The 16,667-nt window shown below is 51.0% G+C and carries 15 protein-coding genes; 5 read left to right on the forward strand and 10 right to left on the reverse strand.

The genetic code is table 11. The features are described from left to right. Positions 1-352 precede the first annotated feature (352 nt). Positions 353-2,203, forward strand: coding sequence for a hypothetical protein (locus HF257_RS28415; protein ID WP_185708754.1), 1,851 nt, complete (start codon positions 353-355; stop codon positions 2,201-2,203). 84 nt (positions 2,204-2,287) lie between these two features. On the opposite strand, the gene rffA is transcribed toward HF257_RS28415, so the two are convergent. The 10 genes from rffA to eat all read right to left on the reverse strand — a co-directional run bounded on the left by rffA (position 2,288) and on the right by eat (position 11,684). Beyond that, positions 2,288-3,436: a dTDP-4-amino-4,6-dideoxygalactose transaminase gene (gene rffA, locus HF257_RS28420; protein ID WP_332872227.1), complete on the reverse strand. Its 1,149-nt coding sequence runs from the start codon at positions 3,434-3,436 to the stop codon at positions 2,288-2,290. 46 nt (positions 3,437-3,482) lie between these two features. Further along, complete coding sequence (locus HF257_RS28425) at positions 3,483-4,244, reverse strand: class I SAM-dependent methyltransferase (protein ID WP_185708755.1); 762 nt, start codon at positions 4,242-4,244, stop codon at positions 3,483-3,485. Further along, entirely contained in the window at positions 4,241-4,627 is a 387-nt protein-coding gene (locus HF257_RS28430; protein ID WP_185708756.1) for a GtrA family protein, read from the reverse strand. The genes HF257_RS28425 and HF257_RS28430 overlap by 4 nt, the downstream gene beginning before the upstream one ends. Before the next feature lie 10 nt (positions 4,628-4,637). Beyond that, a complete protein-coding gene (locus tag HF257_RS28435; protein WP_185708757.1) occupies positions 4,638-5,315 on the reverse strand; it encodes a metallophosphoesterase family protein in 678 nt (225 codons plus the stop codon). Next, entirely contained in the window at positions 5,296-6,273 is a 978-nt protein-coding gene (locus HF257_RS28440; RefSeq protein ID WP_185708758.1) for an ATP-grasp domain-containing protein, read from the reverse strand. The genes HF257_RS28435 and HF257_RS28440 overlap by 20 nt, the downstream gene beginning before the upstream one ends. Continuing rightward, positions 6,273-7,118 carry an NAD-dependent epimerase/dehydratase family protein gene (locus HF257_RS28445; RefSeq protein WP_185708759.1) on the reverse strand — a complete coding sequence of 282 codons (846 nt, stop codon included), beginning with the start codon at positions 7,116-7,118 and terminating at the stop codon, positions 6,273-6,275. The genes HF257_RS28440 and HF257_RS28445 overlap by 1 nt, the downstream gene beginning before the upstream one ends. Further along, positions 7,115-7,843, reverse strand: a complete 729-nt coding sequence (locus HF257_RS28450) for a class I SAM-dependent methyltransferase (protein ID WP_185708760.1) — start codon at positions 7,841-7,843, stop codon at positions 7,115-7,117. Before HF257_RS28450 ends, HF257_RS28445 begins: the two co-directional genes overlap by 4 nt. Further along, positions 7,833-8,777, reverse strand: a complete 945-nt coding sequence (locus tag HF257_RS28455; protein ID WP_185708761.1) for a glycosyltransferase family 2 protein — start codon at positions 8,775-8,777, stop codon at positions 7,833-7,835. The genes HF257_RS28450 and HF257_RS28455 overlap by 11 nt, the downstream gene beginning before the upstream one ends. Further along, a complete protein-coding gene (locus HF257_RS28460; RefSeq protein WP_332872228.1) occupies positions 8,774-9,595 on the reverse strand; it encodes a WbqC family protein in 822 nt (273 codons plus the stop codon). Before HF257_RS28460 ends, HF257_RS28455 begins: the two co-directional genes overlap by 4 nt. Positions 9,596-10,319: 724 nt before the next feature. Beyond that, positions 10,320-11,684, reverse strand: a complete 1,365-nt coding sequence (eat, locus tag HF257_RS28465; protein WP_185708762.1) for an ethanolamine permease — start codon at positions 11,682-11,684, stop codon at positions 10,320-10,322. A gap of 391 nt (positions 11,685-12,075) precedes the next feature. Here eat and kdpF point away from each other — a divergent pair, with 391 nt between their 5' ends. The 4 genes from kdpF (at position 12,076) to kdpC (ending at position 16,653) form a co-directional block, all read left to right on the forward strand. Beyond that, positions 12,076-12,165, forward strand: a complete 90-nt coding sequence (kdpF, locus tag HF257_RS28470) for a K(+)-transporting ATPase subunit F (protein ID WP_003218754.1) — start codon at positions 12,076-12,078, stop codon at positions 12,163-12,165. A gap of 9 nt (positions 12,166-12,174) precedes the next feature. Next, positions 12,175-13,869 carry a potassium-transporting ATPase subunit KdpA gene (kdpA, locus tag HF257_RS28475; RefSeq protein WP_185708763.1) on the forward strand — a complete coding sequence of 565 codons (1,695 nt, stop codon included), beginning with the start codon at positions 12,175-12,177 and terminating at the stop codon, positions 13,867-13,869. A gap of 11 nt (positions 13,870-13,880) precedes the next feature. Further along, positions 13,881-15,938, forward strand: a complete 2,058-nt coding sequence (kdpB, locus tag HF257_RS28480) for a potassium-transporting ATPase subunit KdpB (RefSeq protein WP_185708764.1) — start codon at positions 13,881-13,883, stop codon at positions 15,936-15,938. A 169-nt stretch (positions 15,939-16,107) separates the two neighbouring features. Then, positions 16,108-16,653: a potassium-transporting ATPase subunit KdpC gene (gene kdpC / locus HF257_RS28485; protein WP_185708765.1), complete on the forward strand. Its 546-nt coding sequence runs from the start codon at positions 16,108-16,110 to the stop codon at positions 16,651-16,653. Positions 16,654-16,667 lie beyond the last annotated feature (14 nt).

Genomic DNA, 16,667 nt, shown 5'->3' on the forward strand with positions numbered 1-16,667 from the left:
GTCATATTGCGTGTGCCGGGTCTGGGGGGGGGGGGGGGGCGAGAAACATCCGAGACGGTCGATCGAAAGCGATGATGGACAATCAGTGGGAGCGACCTAACTGAGTCAAGTGTGAAGTGAATATTAGAACTGTCCAGGTCCAGGTTCCGGCTTGCTACCTTATTGGATAAGAATCTTAAAAATTAAGTTTTCAGCATTTTCGTGATTGTCGCAACTTATAGAATTCTGTAGTTACGCCGCATGTGTGACTTAAATCAGCTTTTAGTTCTATAGGCATTGGCGACAGTTTTAGTAGTGGTTGAAAATGATGAGGTTCTACTTTTTAAAGTTGATATAATATAAGGTTTTATCTATGGGTGTTGTTTGTGATGTGAATGAATTCGAGGCCCGCAAGCCCGGCAATACAAATAAATTTGCGGCCATAGAATATGGATTGATGATTTGTTCAGTTGTTGGCGCAGTCGGGGTTCTTGTATGGCTGGTGATATATAGTCGGTACGGTTTTGACTTTACCGACGAAGGCTATTATCTGGTTTGGATTGCAACGCCTAAACTCTATGATTGGTCACTTTCACAATTTGGTTATCTTTATCATCCATTCTATACGCTACTGAAAGGGAATGTCGTTCTGTTAAGAGTTTTTAACGTATGTTTGACTTTTTTATTGAGTTGGTTGTTAGTTGATTTGGTAGTAAGAGAGTCATTTTCGGACCGTGCGCGTGATAAAATAAAGCGATTTTTTGTATCGTTTTGTTTTGCAATCGGAGGTTTGGTTTTCTTTAATGTCTGGGTTCCGTCTCCAAGCTATAATAGCTTGAATTTACAAGCGCTCTTAATCATCGGTGCTGGATTATTTATTGCTCAGAAGCGTATAAGTAAAGAGTGTGTAATAGGCTGGTTATTAATTGGTGTCGGTGGATGGCTAGCTTTTATGGCCAAGCCTAGCAGCGCTGCTGCGGTCGGGTTCATTGCTTTAATTTATTTGTTTATTTCAAATAAAATTAATATTTTGATGATGGCGCTGTGCGCTATTGTAGTGGTCGTTTTATTTGCGGGCAGTGCGTTACTTATTGATGGGAGTTTGATCGGTTTTGAAAGGAGAATGCATACTGCGCTTGATTTTTTGAATTATCTCGGAGGAGGGCACACGTTTCGAGAGATTCTGAGGTTTGATTCATTTTTAGTCTCGAAAAGTGATTTTGTTATTTTTGTTTGTTTGCTTGTTGTCTGCACCCTATCTGTATGTTTTTTGCGTTCAAATAGGAACTTAACTAGATTCGCTGGGTTTTTTTTAGTAGGTGTGGCGACGATATGTGTTTTTGCGTTGCTATTTGGCCAGATAGTTTTTAAAGTAGAGTATAATAGTTTTAGCGGCTTGCTTTTATGTGTCGTCCCCGCAACAGCCTTGCTGTTGAGCGCAAGTTTTTATTGGCGAGAAACCATTTCCAGTTTGTCACGGCAGCGCTTGTCAGCCGCATTTTTATTTATGCTTCTGCCGCATGTCTATGCTTTTGGTACTAACAACAACTACTGGCAAATAGGCAGTTCCGCTGGTTTTTTTTGGCTGCTTGCGGGGTTGGTATTTATTGCCCCTGCACTGCGTGGACGTGAAGCGACCTATACTTTCCTGCCTTTGGCGATATTGACTCAGTTGGTGGTTGTGATTTTGCTGCAGCGTGGAATGGAATTGCCTTACAGGCAACCAAAGCCACTACGTCTTAATTCGCACAGCGTAGAGATCGGCGCCAATGGCTCGACTTTAGTGTTGTCCGAAGCGTATGCCAAGTATTTAGAGGATGTGATTGCCGGTACTCGATTGGCGGGGTTTAAGATGGGTACGCCGATGATCGATTTGACTGGCCAATCGCCAGGTGTTTTATATTCTATCGGAGCTGCAAGTATTGGACAGGCTTGGATGATTGGTGGGTATTCAGGTAGTTATAAACTTGCAGTTGAAGCACTGAAAAAAGTGCCATGTGAGCAGCTTGCCAATGCCTGGATCTTGATTGAGGAAAATGGCCCTCGGAGTATATCCGATGAAATTGTTGTCACTTTCGGGGCGTCTCCGTCAGACTATGAAAATATGGCGTCTTGGGACACAGCAAAGGGGGCTGGAGGGTATGAGGGGCGTCCAAGGCAGGCGTTATTAAAACCTATGAATTCTATTGCTGTTAATCAGTCCTGTATTAATATTAGACCCTAAGTCAAGGGCCACACTACAGGTGCCTTTTCAGTTGATCATTTTTCTATTTCGATTGAAAGGCACCGATGAGCATTAAGCGCTATATTATTTTAACTCTTCAATAATTTTCGTCAGCGCATTGACTATTCTTTTCTGCTGTTCATTGGTTAATCCGACCCATAGAGGTAGTCGTAACAAGCGTTCTGATTGACGCTCCGTAACCTCCATTGAACCATGTACTTTTGCATACCGTTTGCCAGCTGGTGAAGAGTGCAGTGGAACATAATGAAATACAGAGTAGATGTTTTTTTCTTTTAATCTCGTCAATACCGCCTGCCGATCAATTTGTGGGCTAAGGAGGATGTAGTACATGTGCGCGTTGTGTTTGCATTCGACAGGAATAATTGGCCGTCGAAGTAGTCCTTTGGATTCAAGGGGTGACAGCATCGAATGATAGTTGTTCCAAATTTTTAGTCTCGCTTCCGTTATCGCACTAGCTTCTTCGAGTTGGGCCCAAAGGAAAGCCGCGATTAACTCACCTGGAAGAAACGATGAACCCACTTCTTGCCAAGTATACTTGTCGATTTCTCCACGGAAAAAACGGCTACGATCGGTACCCTTTTCTCTAATCATTTCTGCACGTAAAGACATATTTGAATCGTTGACTAGCAAGGCGCCGCCTTCACCAGATATGACATTCTTTGTCTCGTGGAAGCTAAACGCACCGAAATCACCGATACTGCCAAGCGCGCGTCCTTTATAGCTAGACATCACCCCCTGGGCTGCATCCTCAACGACCTTGAGATTGTGCTTTTCAGCAATTCTCATGATGCTGTCCATTTCGCACGCAACGCCGGCATAGTGAACAGGAACGATCGCTGTGGTTCGGGGTGTGATCGCGGCCTCAATGAGGTTTTCATCTAAATTAAGCGTATCAGCACGAATGTCTACAAATACTGGAACTCCGCCTCGAAGCACAAATGCGTTTGCTGTCGATACAAAAGTATACGAAGGCATAATGATTTCGTCACCGGGGCGGATGTCGAGCAGCAATGCCGCTATTTCCAACGAAGCAGTGCATGAGTGAGTGAGCAACGCTTTATTACAGCCGGTGCTTTGCTCTATCCATTGGTGACAACGTTTAGTGAAAGGTCCATCTCCGGCCAGCATATTTCCTGTTTTGGCTTCGGTAATATAGCTGAGTTCTTTCCCTGTCATATAGGGGCGGTTGAATAGAATCCTGTCAGTGGTCACGTTAGCGCTCCTCAATAGCGACATTGCCTGGTTATTGAAAAAGTAATTATTTTCTGTTATTTTTTTTCGCAATCATAAGTAAAGAGCCTCCGAGTGGAATGCGTACTCCTAGCTTTAACAAGAAAAGTTCTAATTTCATTACTTGCTCGAGCGAATAGTTTAGCCAACTTTTTATTTGGAATTCCGCCATTGGATCGTATTTGTTCGTCCGAGCCCTTAATCGTGAAACCCACATCAGCGGTACGAGAAAGCTTACGAACGATGTTGAATATGTTACAGAGAGTCCAGCATCACGAATTTTTTTTGCCAGTTCAGAGCGTGTGTAGCGACGTACATGGCAAGCATACTCATCAACTTCCGACCATAACCAGCGGTGTTGTGGGACGGAAATTATAAGCGATCCGTTAGGCGTAAGCGCATTGCATAAATTTTTGAGTACCAATTGATCATGTTCTATATGCTCAATGACATCGAAGGCGCCGATAACATCATACCTTTCTTTCTCCGTCATTTTCGTAGCGTCAAGTTGTGAAAATGTCGCTGATGGAAGCCGTTGTCGCGCATAGCTTAAGCCTTCTTCATAGTACTCTGAACCGTGCATCTCGACATCTGGATAGGCTTTGCTGACGCCTTCGAGAACAAATCCGGTCCCGCAACCAATCTCGAGGAAGTTTTTAAAACGGCCGATACGCGTAGCCAGTGCCCATAAAAGTATTCGATTGCGAGCACGGAACCACCAGTGGCTTGCTTCCGCATTTGCAAGAATTGCGAATGTTTTCTCGGGAAAGGGCGTGCGTGCCGATGTCATTTCTGTGGGCTCCTAAATACGACCGTTTTGAACATGATGAATAGAAAAGCTGCAACAGTGAGGATGGCTATTGCTTGAATAAGCTGATGGGGGTAGCCGAGTTTATCAACGAATATTACCAAAATCCCAAGATTTAAAGTGTAACCAGCTAGATGTGTCAGCAAATATCGGCTACCAGACCCAAGCAAACTTCCAGTGTACTTAAATGTCAATTTGCGATTGCCAATGAAACCCATGGTAGCACCAAGAATATACAATAGTGTCATCGCTAAAATAGGAGAGATTCCCAGGTGGACCGTCCACAGATATAAAAGGTAACCCGCAGTGTTTGTGGTTAGACCGACTAGTCCATATTTTATTAGTTGTAAGAATGTGTGATTCATATACCTTGGCTTAAATTTTACTTATTCTTCCGCCAATACTGGTGCCACTCGAGAGGTTTTCTGAGTAGTAAGGTGAGAAACCAGCAAGCGCCATTTCTTTTTGAATTTTCTCGATGTCATAATCGACTCGGTGTAATTCGAACGAACTACCATCCCATGTTGCAAACGCCGCCTTCGAGTTCCCGTCACGAGGCTGCCCGACGGACCCCGGATTACAGTAGTGTTTATCACCGCTGCTCCACACGCATTGAACGTGAGTATGGCCTGAAGCAAAGTGATTGCCAGGTAAGCCCGAAAAGTATTCTTGGCTGGGTCTCACATATTCGTCGATAGGATCATTCCAACCGCCATGAACAATATCGAGTCCATGGATAATTGCTCGTTCTGGTAATGATGCTAGCCATACCAAATTGTCGGGAGTAATTACTGTACGCTGATAGTCTAAGCAGACATTGGCACTGTTAGAGCGAGGGCAGGGCTCACCTTTGGCGAGATACCAGTCGTGGTTTCCCATAACAGCAAATATATTTCGTTGGCGAAGCGTTTCACAGCATTGGTTAATTTGGCAGTAGTAGCCGCCTATGTCGCCTAAACAGATGATGTCAGTTGCGCCTAGGTCGTCAAGCGTTCTGAGGACTGCTGAAAGCGCGACGTGGTTACCATGGATATCAGAAATGATCCCGATCATAAATAACATGGTCCTCTATGTAACGAATTGCAAAGCCATTGCGGATTATCGGTTGTACTGGCATTTTGTTCTGTAAATAGAACTCAACGCACATCGCGGCTTCATTATACCCAAATGCTGTGCGCATAGAGCTCGTGGACGATATCCTAGGGTTTATTTCCAGTAGCTTCCATACGTCATTCTTATCAAGTCGAAATTGAAGATTGGTAGGGCCGACAGGCTTAAAATGTTTGCAAAGGCGTGAAACGGCCAGGTTCAAACTTTCCACGTGTCGGACGCGTGCTTTAGACGTTGAACCATCTGCCGCAAGATTTCGCTGGAATGTTATAGATGCGCAAATGCCCCCCTTGCCATCGCCAAAGACGGCAACCGTATATTCTTGGTCATTTGTACCAATTATAGGCTGAGCCATGAGTGGCTGGCCTAGGTTTTCCGAGCTTCTTTCGAAATCGACGTTTTTTTCCACCCAAATCAGTCCCTTGGATGCATAACTGCTCCGGGGCTTTAGGAGGAAGGGCAGTCCATATAACTTCGATAGAGAGTCGAACGTTCCTGTCAAGCTACTCGGTATTCTGCTGGTGTCGTCAATGGCTTCCAGTTCCTGATGCATAGCCCATTTGTCTCGGGACAGATCAATCAGTTTTTTATTGTTAATAACTGTTTTGCAATTGAGTGCCTCTAATTGTGATCTATGATCTGATAGCCAGTGAACATCCTGTTCGATCCCAGGTATTAGAAGATTTACTTGGTGTCTTTCAATTGTCGTTAGCAGCCATTCCTCATATTGCGGACTTGATGTGAGCGGTGCTTGTTCGAACGCGTCACACCATGCACGCCCTACGGCGTCCTCATAAATGTCCGTGCCAATCAATGTGAGGTCAGGTATAGAGGCGCGCAGTGACTTGAGTAGTCCATAACCCATTATTGCGCCGACGCCGGTTACCATTACTGTTTTCATCACGTGCTCGCTCTAAACGTTCGAATGCGTTCAAATCCCTGTTTCATATCGACTAGCGGGTAAAACCCCAGCTCTCTATAAAGAAAATGGGTGGGTAATGATGGAAGATCGAATAGGTTTGATTTTTCGTGATCAAATTGTACGGATCCTCCATTGTTAAACGCGGAAAACGCGGCTTGGGCGACTTCACTCAATCGTAGGCTTTTGGGGTGTGCACAATCAAATGTTCCCGTAGTTCTGGTATTAATTACCAAGCTACAGATGGTTGAAAGGTCGTCCAAATAGAGATAGTTTCGCAGGGGGTCACGGTTTCCGTAAAGGTTAATGTCGTGCCCTGCTTGTGCGCTGTCGGCCATGCTGTAAAGAAGAGGCTGGTGTTTACGACACTTACCCTCTGCATCATACACCTGGCTGGGACGTAGTATTGTCAATGCCAGTTCGCGCTCCGAGCAAAAAAAACGCGCCGTCTCTTCGGCATGCTTTTTGGAGAGTGCATAAATACTGTAGTAAGGATCGCCCAATTGGTAAGCCGCGGATAACGATGACAGCACGACTAAGTGTTTGGCTTGACATGCTTCGGCTAGACGGCACACTGACAACGTTCCCACGGCATTGACCATTTCACTTCGAATGTAATCATCTGTTGTCGCTCCGCCAAAATCCGCAGCAACGTGCACAATTACGTCGAAATTTTCGATAACATGTGGTTTCGCTTCCCAATCGCTCAAATCAAAAAAAAGGTCAGCTTGTTTTCGACCTGCGTATTTGACGGTTCCCGAGCTTTTAAGCTTGTCACCGATTGCGCGCCCTATGGAGGATGAACCGCCAATAATTAAAAAATTCACGGGGTATTGATCTTAGCTTCAAACAGTAGCGCACAGCTTAGCTCTGGATAATCTATGCCTATCGTGCACATTGCATCAATGATCGCGTCGTCCAAGTTTAGTGACTTTAGCTGGGGTGTTGTAAATGGTTTAAGAAATAGTCCTTCTTTACGTACAATATGATAACCGGCTTGATTCAGTTCGGTCGTGAGACTCTCCGACGAATAAAGACGATTATGTCCAAGCTCCAAGTCACCCTGCCCCAGCGCCATCATGTCATTTAGTAAGCCCGCGGAATGGCCGAGCCGCCTGTGCAAGGATTCACCGTTGGGTACCATTATGAAACAACTACCCCCCGGGCTTAAGAACTTTTTAAATCTCTTCAATACAACTTGAGGGTCCTCGACATGTTCTAATACGAAGCCCATGATAATCAGATCAAACGTTGAGTCGCATTCGAAGTGCTCGAAGTAGCTTTCCACTATTGTGGCGCGGTTATTGGGGTGCTTTCGGCGAAACTGTTCGATTACAGATGCAGAGCCGTCAACTACGACATGGTCAGAGAAGTATCTTGAGAAGCGATCAGTCGAAAATCCATGACCAATACCAAGCTCAAGTAATTTTTGATTGTTTGAGCAGATTTTCATTATCCGCTGCGGGTACCAATTCAATATTATATTGTTGTCAAATGCGTAGCTAAACTCTTCTCCATACGCTTCGATGAAGTTGTCCAGTTTATTTTTCATTTTTTTTTCCGTATGTCTCACGCACGATATATAAAGGGCGGCGCTTGGTTTCTTGAAAAATCTTTGCAATGTAAAGCCCTGTTACACCTACACCTAGTATTATCGTGCCACCGAGAAACCAAATTGAAATCATTATTGAAGTAAAGCCAGACAGTATCGTTTGCGGGAACAGTATTTTTTCAATCAGTATGCCGATCGCAAAAAGTATTGAGCCTAACCAGATTGATAAGCCGGTGAAGAATAGCAATATCAGAGGCGCTACGCTGAACGAGGCGAATGAGTCCGCAACTTGCATTAGTTTTCGTGATAAATTATAACTTGATTTTTGAATGCTGGTCCGCGGTGTTTTCGTTAAGGGGACTGCAATCTGTGTAAAACCGGCCCAAGCAAATGTTCCTGCTAGATATAAAACTCGGTCTTGAACAGTGAGCAGAGAGTCAACGTATTTACGTGTCATCAACCGACATGTCATGGGGTTGTGAGGTATGCGGACACTGGACATGAAGTTTAAGGCCGACCAGAACAATTCTCCAAAAAAATTTGAAGTGCGAGAGGCTGTTCGTTGTTGCTGTACACCGTAGATAACATCTGCCCCACTGCTATCCATTCTTTCCGAAAATAGTGAGAGCCATTCGGGGTGCTCCTCGAGGTCGCAGTCCATCAAAAAAACACGTTCGCCAATACTAAGCTCTAGCCCGGCGACTATCGCGGCATGGTGGCCGAAATTTCTCGATAGATCCACGATTTTTATGTGCTCATGGTGCTTCTGTAATTCGAGTGCTCGCTGAATCGAATCATCGGGAGAGCCATCATTGATGAGTATGAGTTCATAGTCGTCGCCAACCAGTTTTTGTGCTGCAGAAATCGCCCGTTGGCAAAATTCTTCCAAAAACATGCTGGATTTATAGAGCGTGGTGATAACTGAGAGTTTCAAGGCTTTATATGCTTCATGTGAGTTTTTGACAGCTTTCCGCAGTTGAATAGCAGGTCAAGAATGCTAGCTTCGTGCGTAAAGTCTCCCCAAAGTTGGGGGTGCTGTGAGTAGTTAGAGTAGTCAAACCAAGTTATTTTTATGCCTGTTTCGGCAAAAATTGATTCCTCTAAATAACCTTTGGCTGCGGGGCCGGATATGTATTCTTGTGCGTTTGTTTGAATGCATAAGTCGACAAGGCGTTGTGACTTTCCTGGTGTCAGTGAGTATTCCCAGGAGTATGAGATTTTTGTTCTTATATCTAGATAATTACAGATTGCGTCGATAAATTGACGATTGAGTTGGCTGAGATTGGTGTGATGCATATTTAAATACAAAGGTTTTAACCATTCAGAAATTTCATCAAAGTGCGCAGACTTGCTGTAGTTGGCGACAATCGTCTTCCAGTGTTTCAATTGCCATCTGTCGTCGCGTAATTCAACATCTCTTATACGGCGGCTGATATCTGAGCCTGCAGGGATAGTTAGCCATTCAAGCCCTTTTGGCGTTTTAATTCTGTTGCGGTTTCGCCAATCATTTTTTGTATATTGCATGTCATCGTAGAGGATGAACTCATCCACGGCGGCGATTATGTCAAAATATCCCTTCCAAGGAATATAGTTGGATTGAAGAATTGCTATTTTCTTCATTTTGCGCATGTCATCGCGTTCTTCCTGAATGTGCTCAACGTGAGCTGCAGCTGCAGCTGTCCGTGCTGGCCTATAGCCTATTTGACGATAGTTTGCGCGAAAATACTGTTGAGTGGCAAAGGAATATCGCACGCATTATCGCGCACCTCGTATTTTTTGACCTTTTTGTGCACAAAGTCCTGCTACGACGGTCCACTGAGATCCTGTTTTAGGGCTCACATCACCACTGCGTTAAGCTTTGAAAGCGAGGTTCTGAAAATCAGAAAGGCAGGTGTGGTGTGGCAGGTTTTTCACCTCACGTGGATTGATAGGTTCTCTAGAGCTGATCGGCTGCTCTTGGCCGCCGAAGGTGCCTCGCGCTCGGCGGAACTAACGAACGGCTTTCCTAGCATGATGGCAAGCGAAACCCCTTGAGCGACGCTTGAGGTAAGGTCTTTCGTATTAATTGAAGTGCAATCTATCTACCACTGATAGCGCGCGAGTTGCGGCGGCTCTCCTCCGTGCTCGATCTAGCTTCATGCAGATAGCACTTACGCCTGGCCTTGGAAGCGTTGTTTTTCTAAGGTGCGCTAGACGTGGCGAGGCTGATGCTTCATAGCAAAATGCGTAATGACGCTGCCGCATCTGCGTAACAGTGGGTGTGAGTTTCGTGCTTTTTTGTCTCAAGATGCTGTCGCCGTGCTGACGGTATAGATAGTCGGCAATCGTCTCTTCCCTTATCGGTATAACGTCATTCAAATACATTGCGGCAGGGGCCTACGATACGGAGAAACGTTCAAAGTCCCTCCGTTATTTGTGCCTTGATTGAATGTCGCTTCCTATAAATTCGCCTTCAACGCACGTTGTTTTTGCGCGCTCATAGCCCCGTCAACATCACATCCGCCGGCGCATCCGCACGGTCTTGCGCAGTCATCTGGAAGTACGCAAACCCTACCGCCATAAAGCCCAGGAAGATCAACCCGATCAGCGCGTTGAACCACGCCATTGCCACCAGGCACACCACCGCCAGTACCAGCGCAATACCCGGCACGATCGGGTAGCCCGGTGCACGAAAGGTCCGCTCCAGCAGGGGTTCGGTCTTACGCAGTTTAAACAGGCTGAGCATGCTCATGATGTACATCACGATGGCGCCGAATACTGCCATGGTGATCATCGCTGCGGTCAGTGTCATGCCGCCCAGGTTGATCAAGCCATCGCTGTAGATGGCGGCGATGCCGACCACGCCGCCTGCAATGATTGCTCGATGGGGTGTCTGGAAGCGCGACAGTTTGGCGAGGAAGGAGGGCAGGTAACCGGCGCGGGCGAGGGCGAAGAACTGGCGCGAGTAGCCGAGGATGATGCCGTGGAAACTGGCTACCAGGCCGAACAGGCCGATCCACACCAGCATGTGTAACCAGCCGGAGCTGTCGCCTACGACGGTTTTCATGGCTTGTGGCAGTGGGTCGTTGATGTTGGACAGGCTGCGCCAGTCGCCCACGCCGCCGGCGAAGAACATTACGCCCATGGCCAGGACCACCAACGTGAGGATGCCGCTGATGTAGGCTTTTGGAATGGTGCGCTTGGGATCTTTCGCTTCTTCGGCGGCCATGGCTGCGCCTTCGATGGCGAGGAAGAACCAGATGGCGAAGGGAATCGCGGCAAACATGCCGGCAATCGCTGGGGCGCCGAAGGTGTCGGAGCCGGCCCAGCCATTGAGGGCGAAATTGCTGAAGCTGAACGCCGGGGCAACCACGCCCATGAACACCAGCAGTTCGGCGACGGCCAATACGCACACCACCAGCTCAAAAGTGGCGGCAAGTTTCACACCGAGGATGTTCAGGCCCATGAACACGATGTAGGCGCCGACGGCCGCATGTTTCGGGTCCAGAGCCGGGAATTGCACATTCAGGTAAGCGCCGATGGCCAAGGCAATGGCTGGCGGTGCGAAGACGAATTCGATCAGGGTCGCAAGGCCGGCAATCAAGCCACCTTTCTCGCCAAACGCTCGACGGCTGTAGGCAAATGGCCCGCCGGCATGGGGAATGGCGGTAGTCAGCTCGGTGAAACTAAAGATAAAGCAGGTGTACATCGCGGCGACCATCAGCGAGGTCACCAGAAAGCCCAGGGTTCCGGCGACGCCCCAGCCGTAGCTCCAGCCGAAGTATTCCCCGGAGATCACCAGGCCTACGGCAATGCCCCATAGATGCAGGGTGCCTAGGGTGGGTTTGAGTTGTGTGTTCATGTGTTGCTCTCCCTGAACCGGTTGGAATGATTCAAGGTGTTGCAGTGGACATGCCATGCCAGGCATCTGTGTCGTAAAGCGGCGTAATTGTCGCCAAAGAGACGGTTTGGCGTTTGAAAGTTTCCGTCATTGCACCAGATAAGTGCGGTGCTGCTTGGGCTGCCGTCATCGCGGGCAAGCCCGCTCCCACATTGGACCGTGTATTTCCTGTTGAAACGCCGTCGAGTGTGGGCCCCTCCCAGCCACCACAAAACCCCCTGTAAACCCCGCATAAACCCACTCTTTACGCCGTCTTTACGCCCCACCCACTCCCTCGCTCTCGTTCCTTTACGCCACTCCTGCGGACAATTGCCCCACACGCGGCAATACGCCGCTAAACGGAGAGACTTCCATGAGCGTTCTGGACGGGGTGTCACTGCTATTGGCCGTGGCGCTGTTCATTTATCTGCTGGTTGCGCTGTTACGCGCGGATCGGAACTAGGAGCGGGCCATGCACAGTTATGACTATTGGCTGATCATTGCCTTCTTTGCCGTGGTGTTGGTGCCAGCACCGTTTCTGGGGCGATTCTATTACAAGGTGATGGAAGGCCAGCGCACGTGGCTGAGCCCGGTTCTGGGGCCCGTCGAAAATGCCTGTTATCGCCTGTCCGGTGTCGACGCGCATGAAGAGCAGAGCTGGCAGAAGTACACCTTGGCGCTGTTGGCATTCAACCTCGCCGGTTTCGTTTTGCTGTTCGCGATCCTGCTGTTCCAGGACTATCTCCCACTGAACCCGCAGAAATTGCCGGGGCAGGAGTGGACACTGGCCTTCAACACCGCGGTCAGTTTCATGACCAACACCAACTGGCAGTCCTACAGCGGTGAGGCATCCCTCAGCTACCTCAGCCAGATGGCGGGACTGACCGTGCAGAACTTCGTCAGTGCTGCCACTGGCCTCGCAGTCCTGGTCGCGTTGTGCCGTGGGATTGGTCGCAAATCCACCAAGACTTTGGGCAACTTCTGGGTCGATATGACCCGCGCCACGCTCTATGGCTTGCTGCCGTTGTGCCTGGTGCTGGCGTTGTTTCTGGTCTGGCAGGGCGTGCCACAGACCTTCGCGCATTACGTCGATGCAGTGACGATGCAAGGTGTGGATCAGGTGATCCCCTTGGGCCCGGCAGCCAGCCAGATTGCGATCAAGCAATTGGGCACCAACGGTGGCGGCTTCTTTGGCGTCAACTCGGCGCACCCGTTTGAAGACCCGACAGCCTGGGCCAACCTGTTTGAGTTGGCGGCGATCATCCTGATCCCGGTGGCACTGGTGTTCACCTTTGGCCACTACGTTAAAGACCTGCGTCAGAGTCGCGCGATCCTCGGCTGCATGCTGGCGCTGTTCCTGATCGGCGGTGCGACCTCGCTGTGGGCCGAGTATCAGCCCAACCCGACGCTGAATAACCCGGCCGTCGAGCAAACCGCACCGTTGGAAGGTAAGGAAGCACGCTTCGGTACCACCGGCACGGTGCTCTGGTCGGTGACCACGACGGCGGCGTCCAACGGTTCGGTCAACGGCATGCAGGACAGCCTCAACCCCCTCAGTGGCATGGTGGCGCTGGTCAACATGATGGTCGGCGAAGTGATCTTCGGCGGTGTGGGCGCCGGTATGTACGGCATGCTGCTGAACGTGTTGATCGCGGTGTTCCTCGCCGGGTTGATGATTGGCCGTACGCCGGAATACCTGGGCAAGAAACTCCAGGCCAAGGAAGTGCAATTACTGGTGGTGACCTTGCTAGTGATGCCGGTGGGCACCTTGGTGCTGGGCGCCATCGCCGCCAGCTTGCCGGGTCCGGCGGGTGCTATCAGCAACCCCGGCCCCCATGGTTTCAGCCAGTTGCTCTATGCCTACACCTCAGCCAGTGCCAACAACGGCTCTGCGTTTGGTGGTTTCAGTGCCAACACTGCGTTCCACAACCTGATGTTGGGCCTGGGCATGTTGATCGGCCGCTTCGGCTACATCCTTCCGGTACTCGCCCTGGCGGGCAGCCTGGCAATGAAGAAGACCGCGCCGATTGGCCAGAACAGCTTTCCCACCCATGGCCCACTGTTCGTGACCCTATTGACCGTGACCATTTTGCTGGTAGGCGGCCTGACTTTCCTGCCGACCCTGGCGCTGGGCCCGATTGCTGAACACCTGAGCATGGGCTTCTGAGGGATATGAAAATGAATATGCCTGCAAAAAACGCCGCTCCTGTGCAAACCCAGGAGCCTGCCAAAACCGCCATCTCTGCGCTGTGGCGCCCTGCGCTGGTCCAGGCGTTCGTCAAGCTGGACCCGCGTCAACTGCAGCGTTCCCCGGTCATGCTGGTGGTCGAATTGACCGCCATCCTCACCACCGTGCTGTGCTTTGTGCCGGAAACCACTGTACCGACCTACGTCGCCGTACAGATCGCCGTGTGGCTGTGGTTCACCGTGCTGTTCGCCAACTTCGCCGAAGCCTTGGCCGAAGGGCGTGGCAAGGCCCGCGCCGACAGCCTCAAGGCTGGCAGCGAAGGCTTGAGTGCAAGGCGTAAAGAGGCCGATGGCAGCTTCAAGGTCGTGCCGGCTACCAGCTTGCGCAAAGGTGATGTGGTGCGCGTCGCCGCCGGGGAAATGATCCCCGGTGACGGCGAGGTCATCGAAGGTATCGCGGCGGTCAACGAAGCGGCGATCACCGGTGAATCCGCGCCGGTCATCCGTGAGTCCGGTGGCGATCGTTCGGCTGTCACCGGCAACACCCGCCTGGTGTCGGACTGGTTGTTGGTGCGTATTACCGTCAACCCCGGTGAGTCCACGCTCGACCGCATGATCGCCCTGGTAGAAGGCGCCAAACGCCAGAAAACCCCCAACGAAGTGGCGCTGGATATCCTGCTGATCGGCCTGACGCTGATCTTCCTGCTGGTGGTGGTGACCCTGCAGCCGTTCGCCCACTTTGCCAATGGCAGCTTGCCGCTGGTGTTCTTGGTTGCGCTGTTGGTGACGCTGATTCCTACCACCATCGGCGGCTTGTTGTCGGCCATCGGTATCGCCGGCATGGACCGCCTGGTGCGTCTCAACGTGATCGCCAAATCCGGGCGTGCCGTGGAAGCAGCAGGTGACGTACATGTGTTGCTGTTGGATAAAACCGGCACCATCACCTTTGGAAATCGTCGCTGTGCAGCAGTCATCGCAGCGCCTGGCGTCAGTGGCCGTGACTTGGCCGAAGGCGCCCTGTTGGCTTCGCTGGCAGACGACACCGCAGAAGGCAAATCCATTGTTGAATACCTGCGTGCCTTGCACCCGCAAGCCGAGCCGTCGCTGGACCAACTGACCTCGGTGCCCTTCAGTGCCGAAACCCGTTTGTCCGGTGTCGATTACCAAGGCCGTGTATTCCGTAAAGGCGCGGTGGACTCGCTGCTCGCTTTCATCGGCCAACAACGTCGTGACTTGCAACCTGCGTTGTCGCGGGAGATCGACAAGATCGCACAAAGCGGCGGCACCCCGTTGCTGGTGTGCGCCGACGGTAAGTTGCTCGGTGCAATCCACCTCAAGGACGTGGTCAAACCCGGTATCCGTGAACGTTTCGCCGAACTGCGCAAGCTGGGCATCCGTACCGTGATGGTCACCGGCGACAATCCACTCACCGCTGCCGCAATTGCTGCTGAAGCGGGCGTGGACGACGTATTGGCCGAAGCCACCCCGGAGAAAAAACTCGCGCGCATTCGTCACGAGCAGAACGACGGTCGCCTGGTTGCCATGTGCGGCGACGGCGCCAACGATGCACCGGCCTTGGCCCAAGCTGACGTTGGCATGGCGATGAATGACGGCACCCAAGCCGCTCGCGAAGCCGCCAACATGGTCGACCTCGACAGCGACCCGACCAAGCTGCTGGACGTGGTGCAGATCGGCAAGGAATTGCTGGTGACCCGTGGCGCACTTACCACCTTCTCCATCGCCAACGACGTGGCCAAGTACTTCGCGATCCTGCCGGCGCTGTTCGCCTCGATCTACCCGCAACTGGGCGTGCTCAACGTGATGCACCTGCAGAGCCCGCAAAGCGCGATTCTCTCGGCCATCGTGTTCAACGCCCTGATCATCGTGGTGCTGATTCCCCTGGCGCTGCGCGGTGTACGGGTGCAGGCGGCGAGTGCGGCGGCGTTGCTGCGTCGCAACCTGCTGATCTACGGGCTGGGTGGGATTCTGGTGCCGTTCGTAGGCATTAAGGCCATCGACATGCTGCTGACCGCGCTCCACCTGGTGTAACCCTGTAGTGAGCGGGCTTGTCCCGCGCTGGGTGGCGAAGCCGCCCCAATCAGGACGCCGCGGTGTTTCAGGAAGACCGAGGTGTCTGGTTTTAGGGCGGCTCCGCCCCCCAGCGCGGGACAAGCCCGCTCACTACAAGTACGTATTCCACGCAATTGAGGAATTTGAAATGTCCAACATAATCCGTCCAGCGCTGAGCCTGCTGGTCCTCATGACCCTGGTCACCGGCGTCGCCTACCCCTTGGTGGTGACCGGCGTCGCTCAAGTTGCCTTTCCCGACCAGGCCAATGGCAGCCTGGTGCGCGATGACAGCGGCAAGGTGCGCGGGTCCAGCCTGATCGCCCAGGATTTTACCGGTGACAACTGGTTTCATCCGCGTCCTTCGGCGGGCGCATTTGCTACGGTTTCCAGCAGCGCCAGTAACTTTGGCCCCAGCAATCCGGCACTGGCCACGCGCATTTTCGACGACGCGAACAAACAACTTGTACCTCGCCAGGGGCCGGTGCCTTTGGTGTCGCTGACTACCTCTGGCAGCGGTCTTGATCCACACTTGCCACCACAGGCGATTGCCTATCAACTGGCGCGGGTGGCAGCAGCGCGGAATGTACCGGTGTCGACCTTGCAACGGTTGCTGGATGAGCACATAGAAAGCCCGTTGGTGGGCCCGCCGGTAGTGAACGTGCTGGCGCTGAACATGGCCCTGGAAAAACTCTGAACCCCTGTGGGAGC

This window comes from Pseudomonas cremoris, assembly GCF_014230465.1.

What these genes read in the sequence shown, in the direction of transcription:
- HF257_RS28435 (WP_185708757.1), bottom strand. Translation starts at nt 5,315, where the DNA reads ATGATCGGGATCATTTCTGATATCCATGGTAACCACGTCGCGCTTTCA.
- HF257_RS28415 (WP_185708754.1), top strand. Translation starts at nt 353, where the DNA reads ATGGGTGTTGTTTGTGATGTGAATGAATTCGAGGCCCGCAAGCCCGGC.
- kdpC (WP_185708765.1), top strand. Translation starts at nt 16,108, where the DNA reads ATGTCCAACATAATCCGTCCAGCGCTGAGCCTGCTGGTCCTCATGACC.
- HF257_RS28425 (WP_185708755.1), bottom strand. Translation starts at nt 4,244, where the DNA reads ATGACATCGGCACGCACGCCCTTTCCCGAGAAAACATTCGCAATTCTT.
- kdpF (WP_003218754.1), top strand. Translation starts at nt 12,076, where the DNA reads ATGAGCGTTCTGGACGGGGTGTCACTGCTATTGGCCGTGGCGCTGTTC.
- eat (WP_185708762.1), bottom strand. Translation starts at nt 11,684, where the DNA reads ATGAACACACAACTCAAACCCACCCTAGGCACCCTGCATCTATGGGGC.
- HF257_RS28430 (WP_185708756.1), bottom strand. Translation starts at nt 4,627, where the DNA reads ATGAATCACACATTCTTACAACTAATAAAATATGGACTAGTCGGTCTA.
- HF257_RS28440 (WP_185708758.1), bottom strand. Translation starts at nt 6,273, where the DNA reads ATGAAAACAGTAATGGTAACCGGCGTCGGCGCAATAATGGGTTATGGA.
- kdpB (WP_185708764.1), top strand. Translation starts at nt 13,881, where the DNA reads ATGAATATGCCTGCAAAAAACGCCGCTCCTGTGCAAACCCAGGAGCCT.
- HF257_RS28450 (WP_185708760.1), bottom strand. Translation starts at nt 7,843, where the DNA reads ATGAAAAATAAACTGGACAACTTCATCGAAGCGTATGGAGAAGAGTTT.
- kdpA (WP_185708763.1), top strand. Translation starts at nt 12,175, where the DNA reads ATGCACAGTTATGACTATTGGCTGATCATTGCCTTCTTTGCCGTGGTG.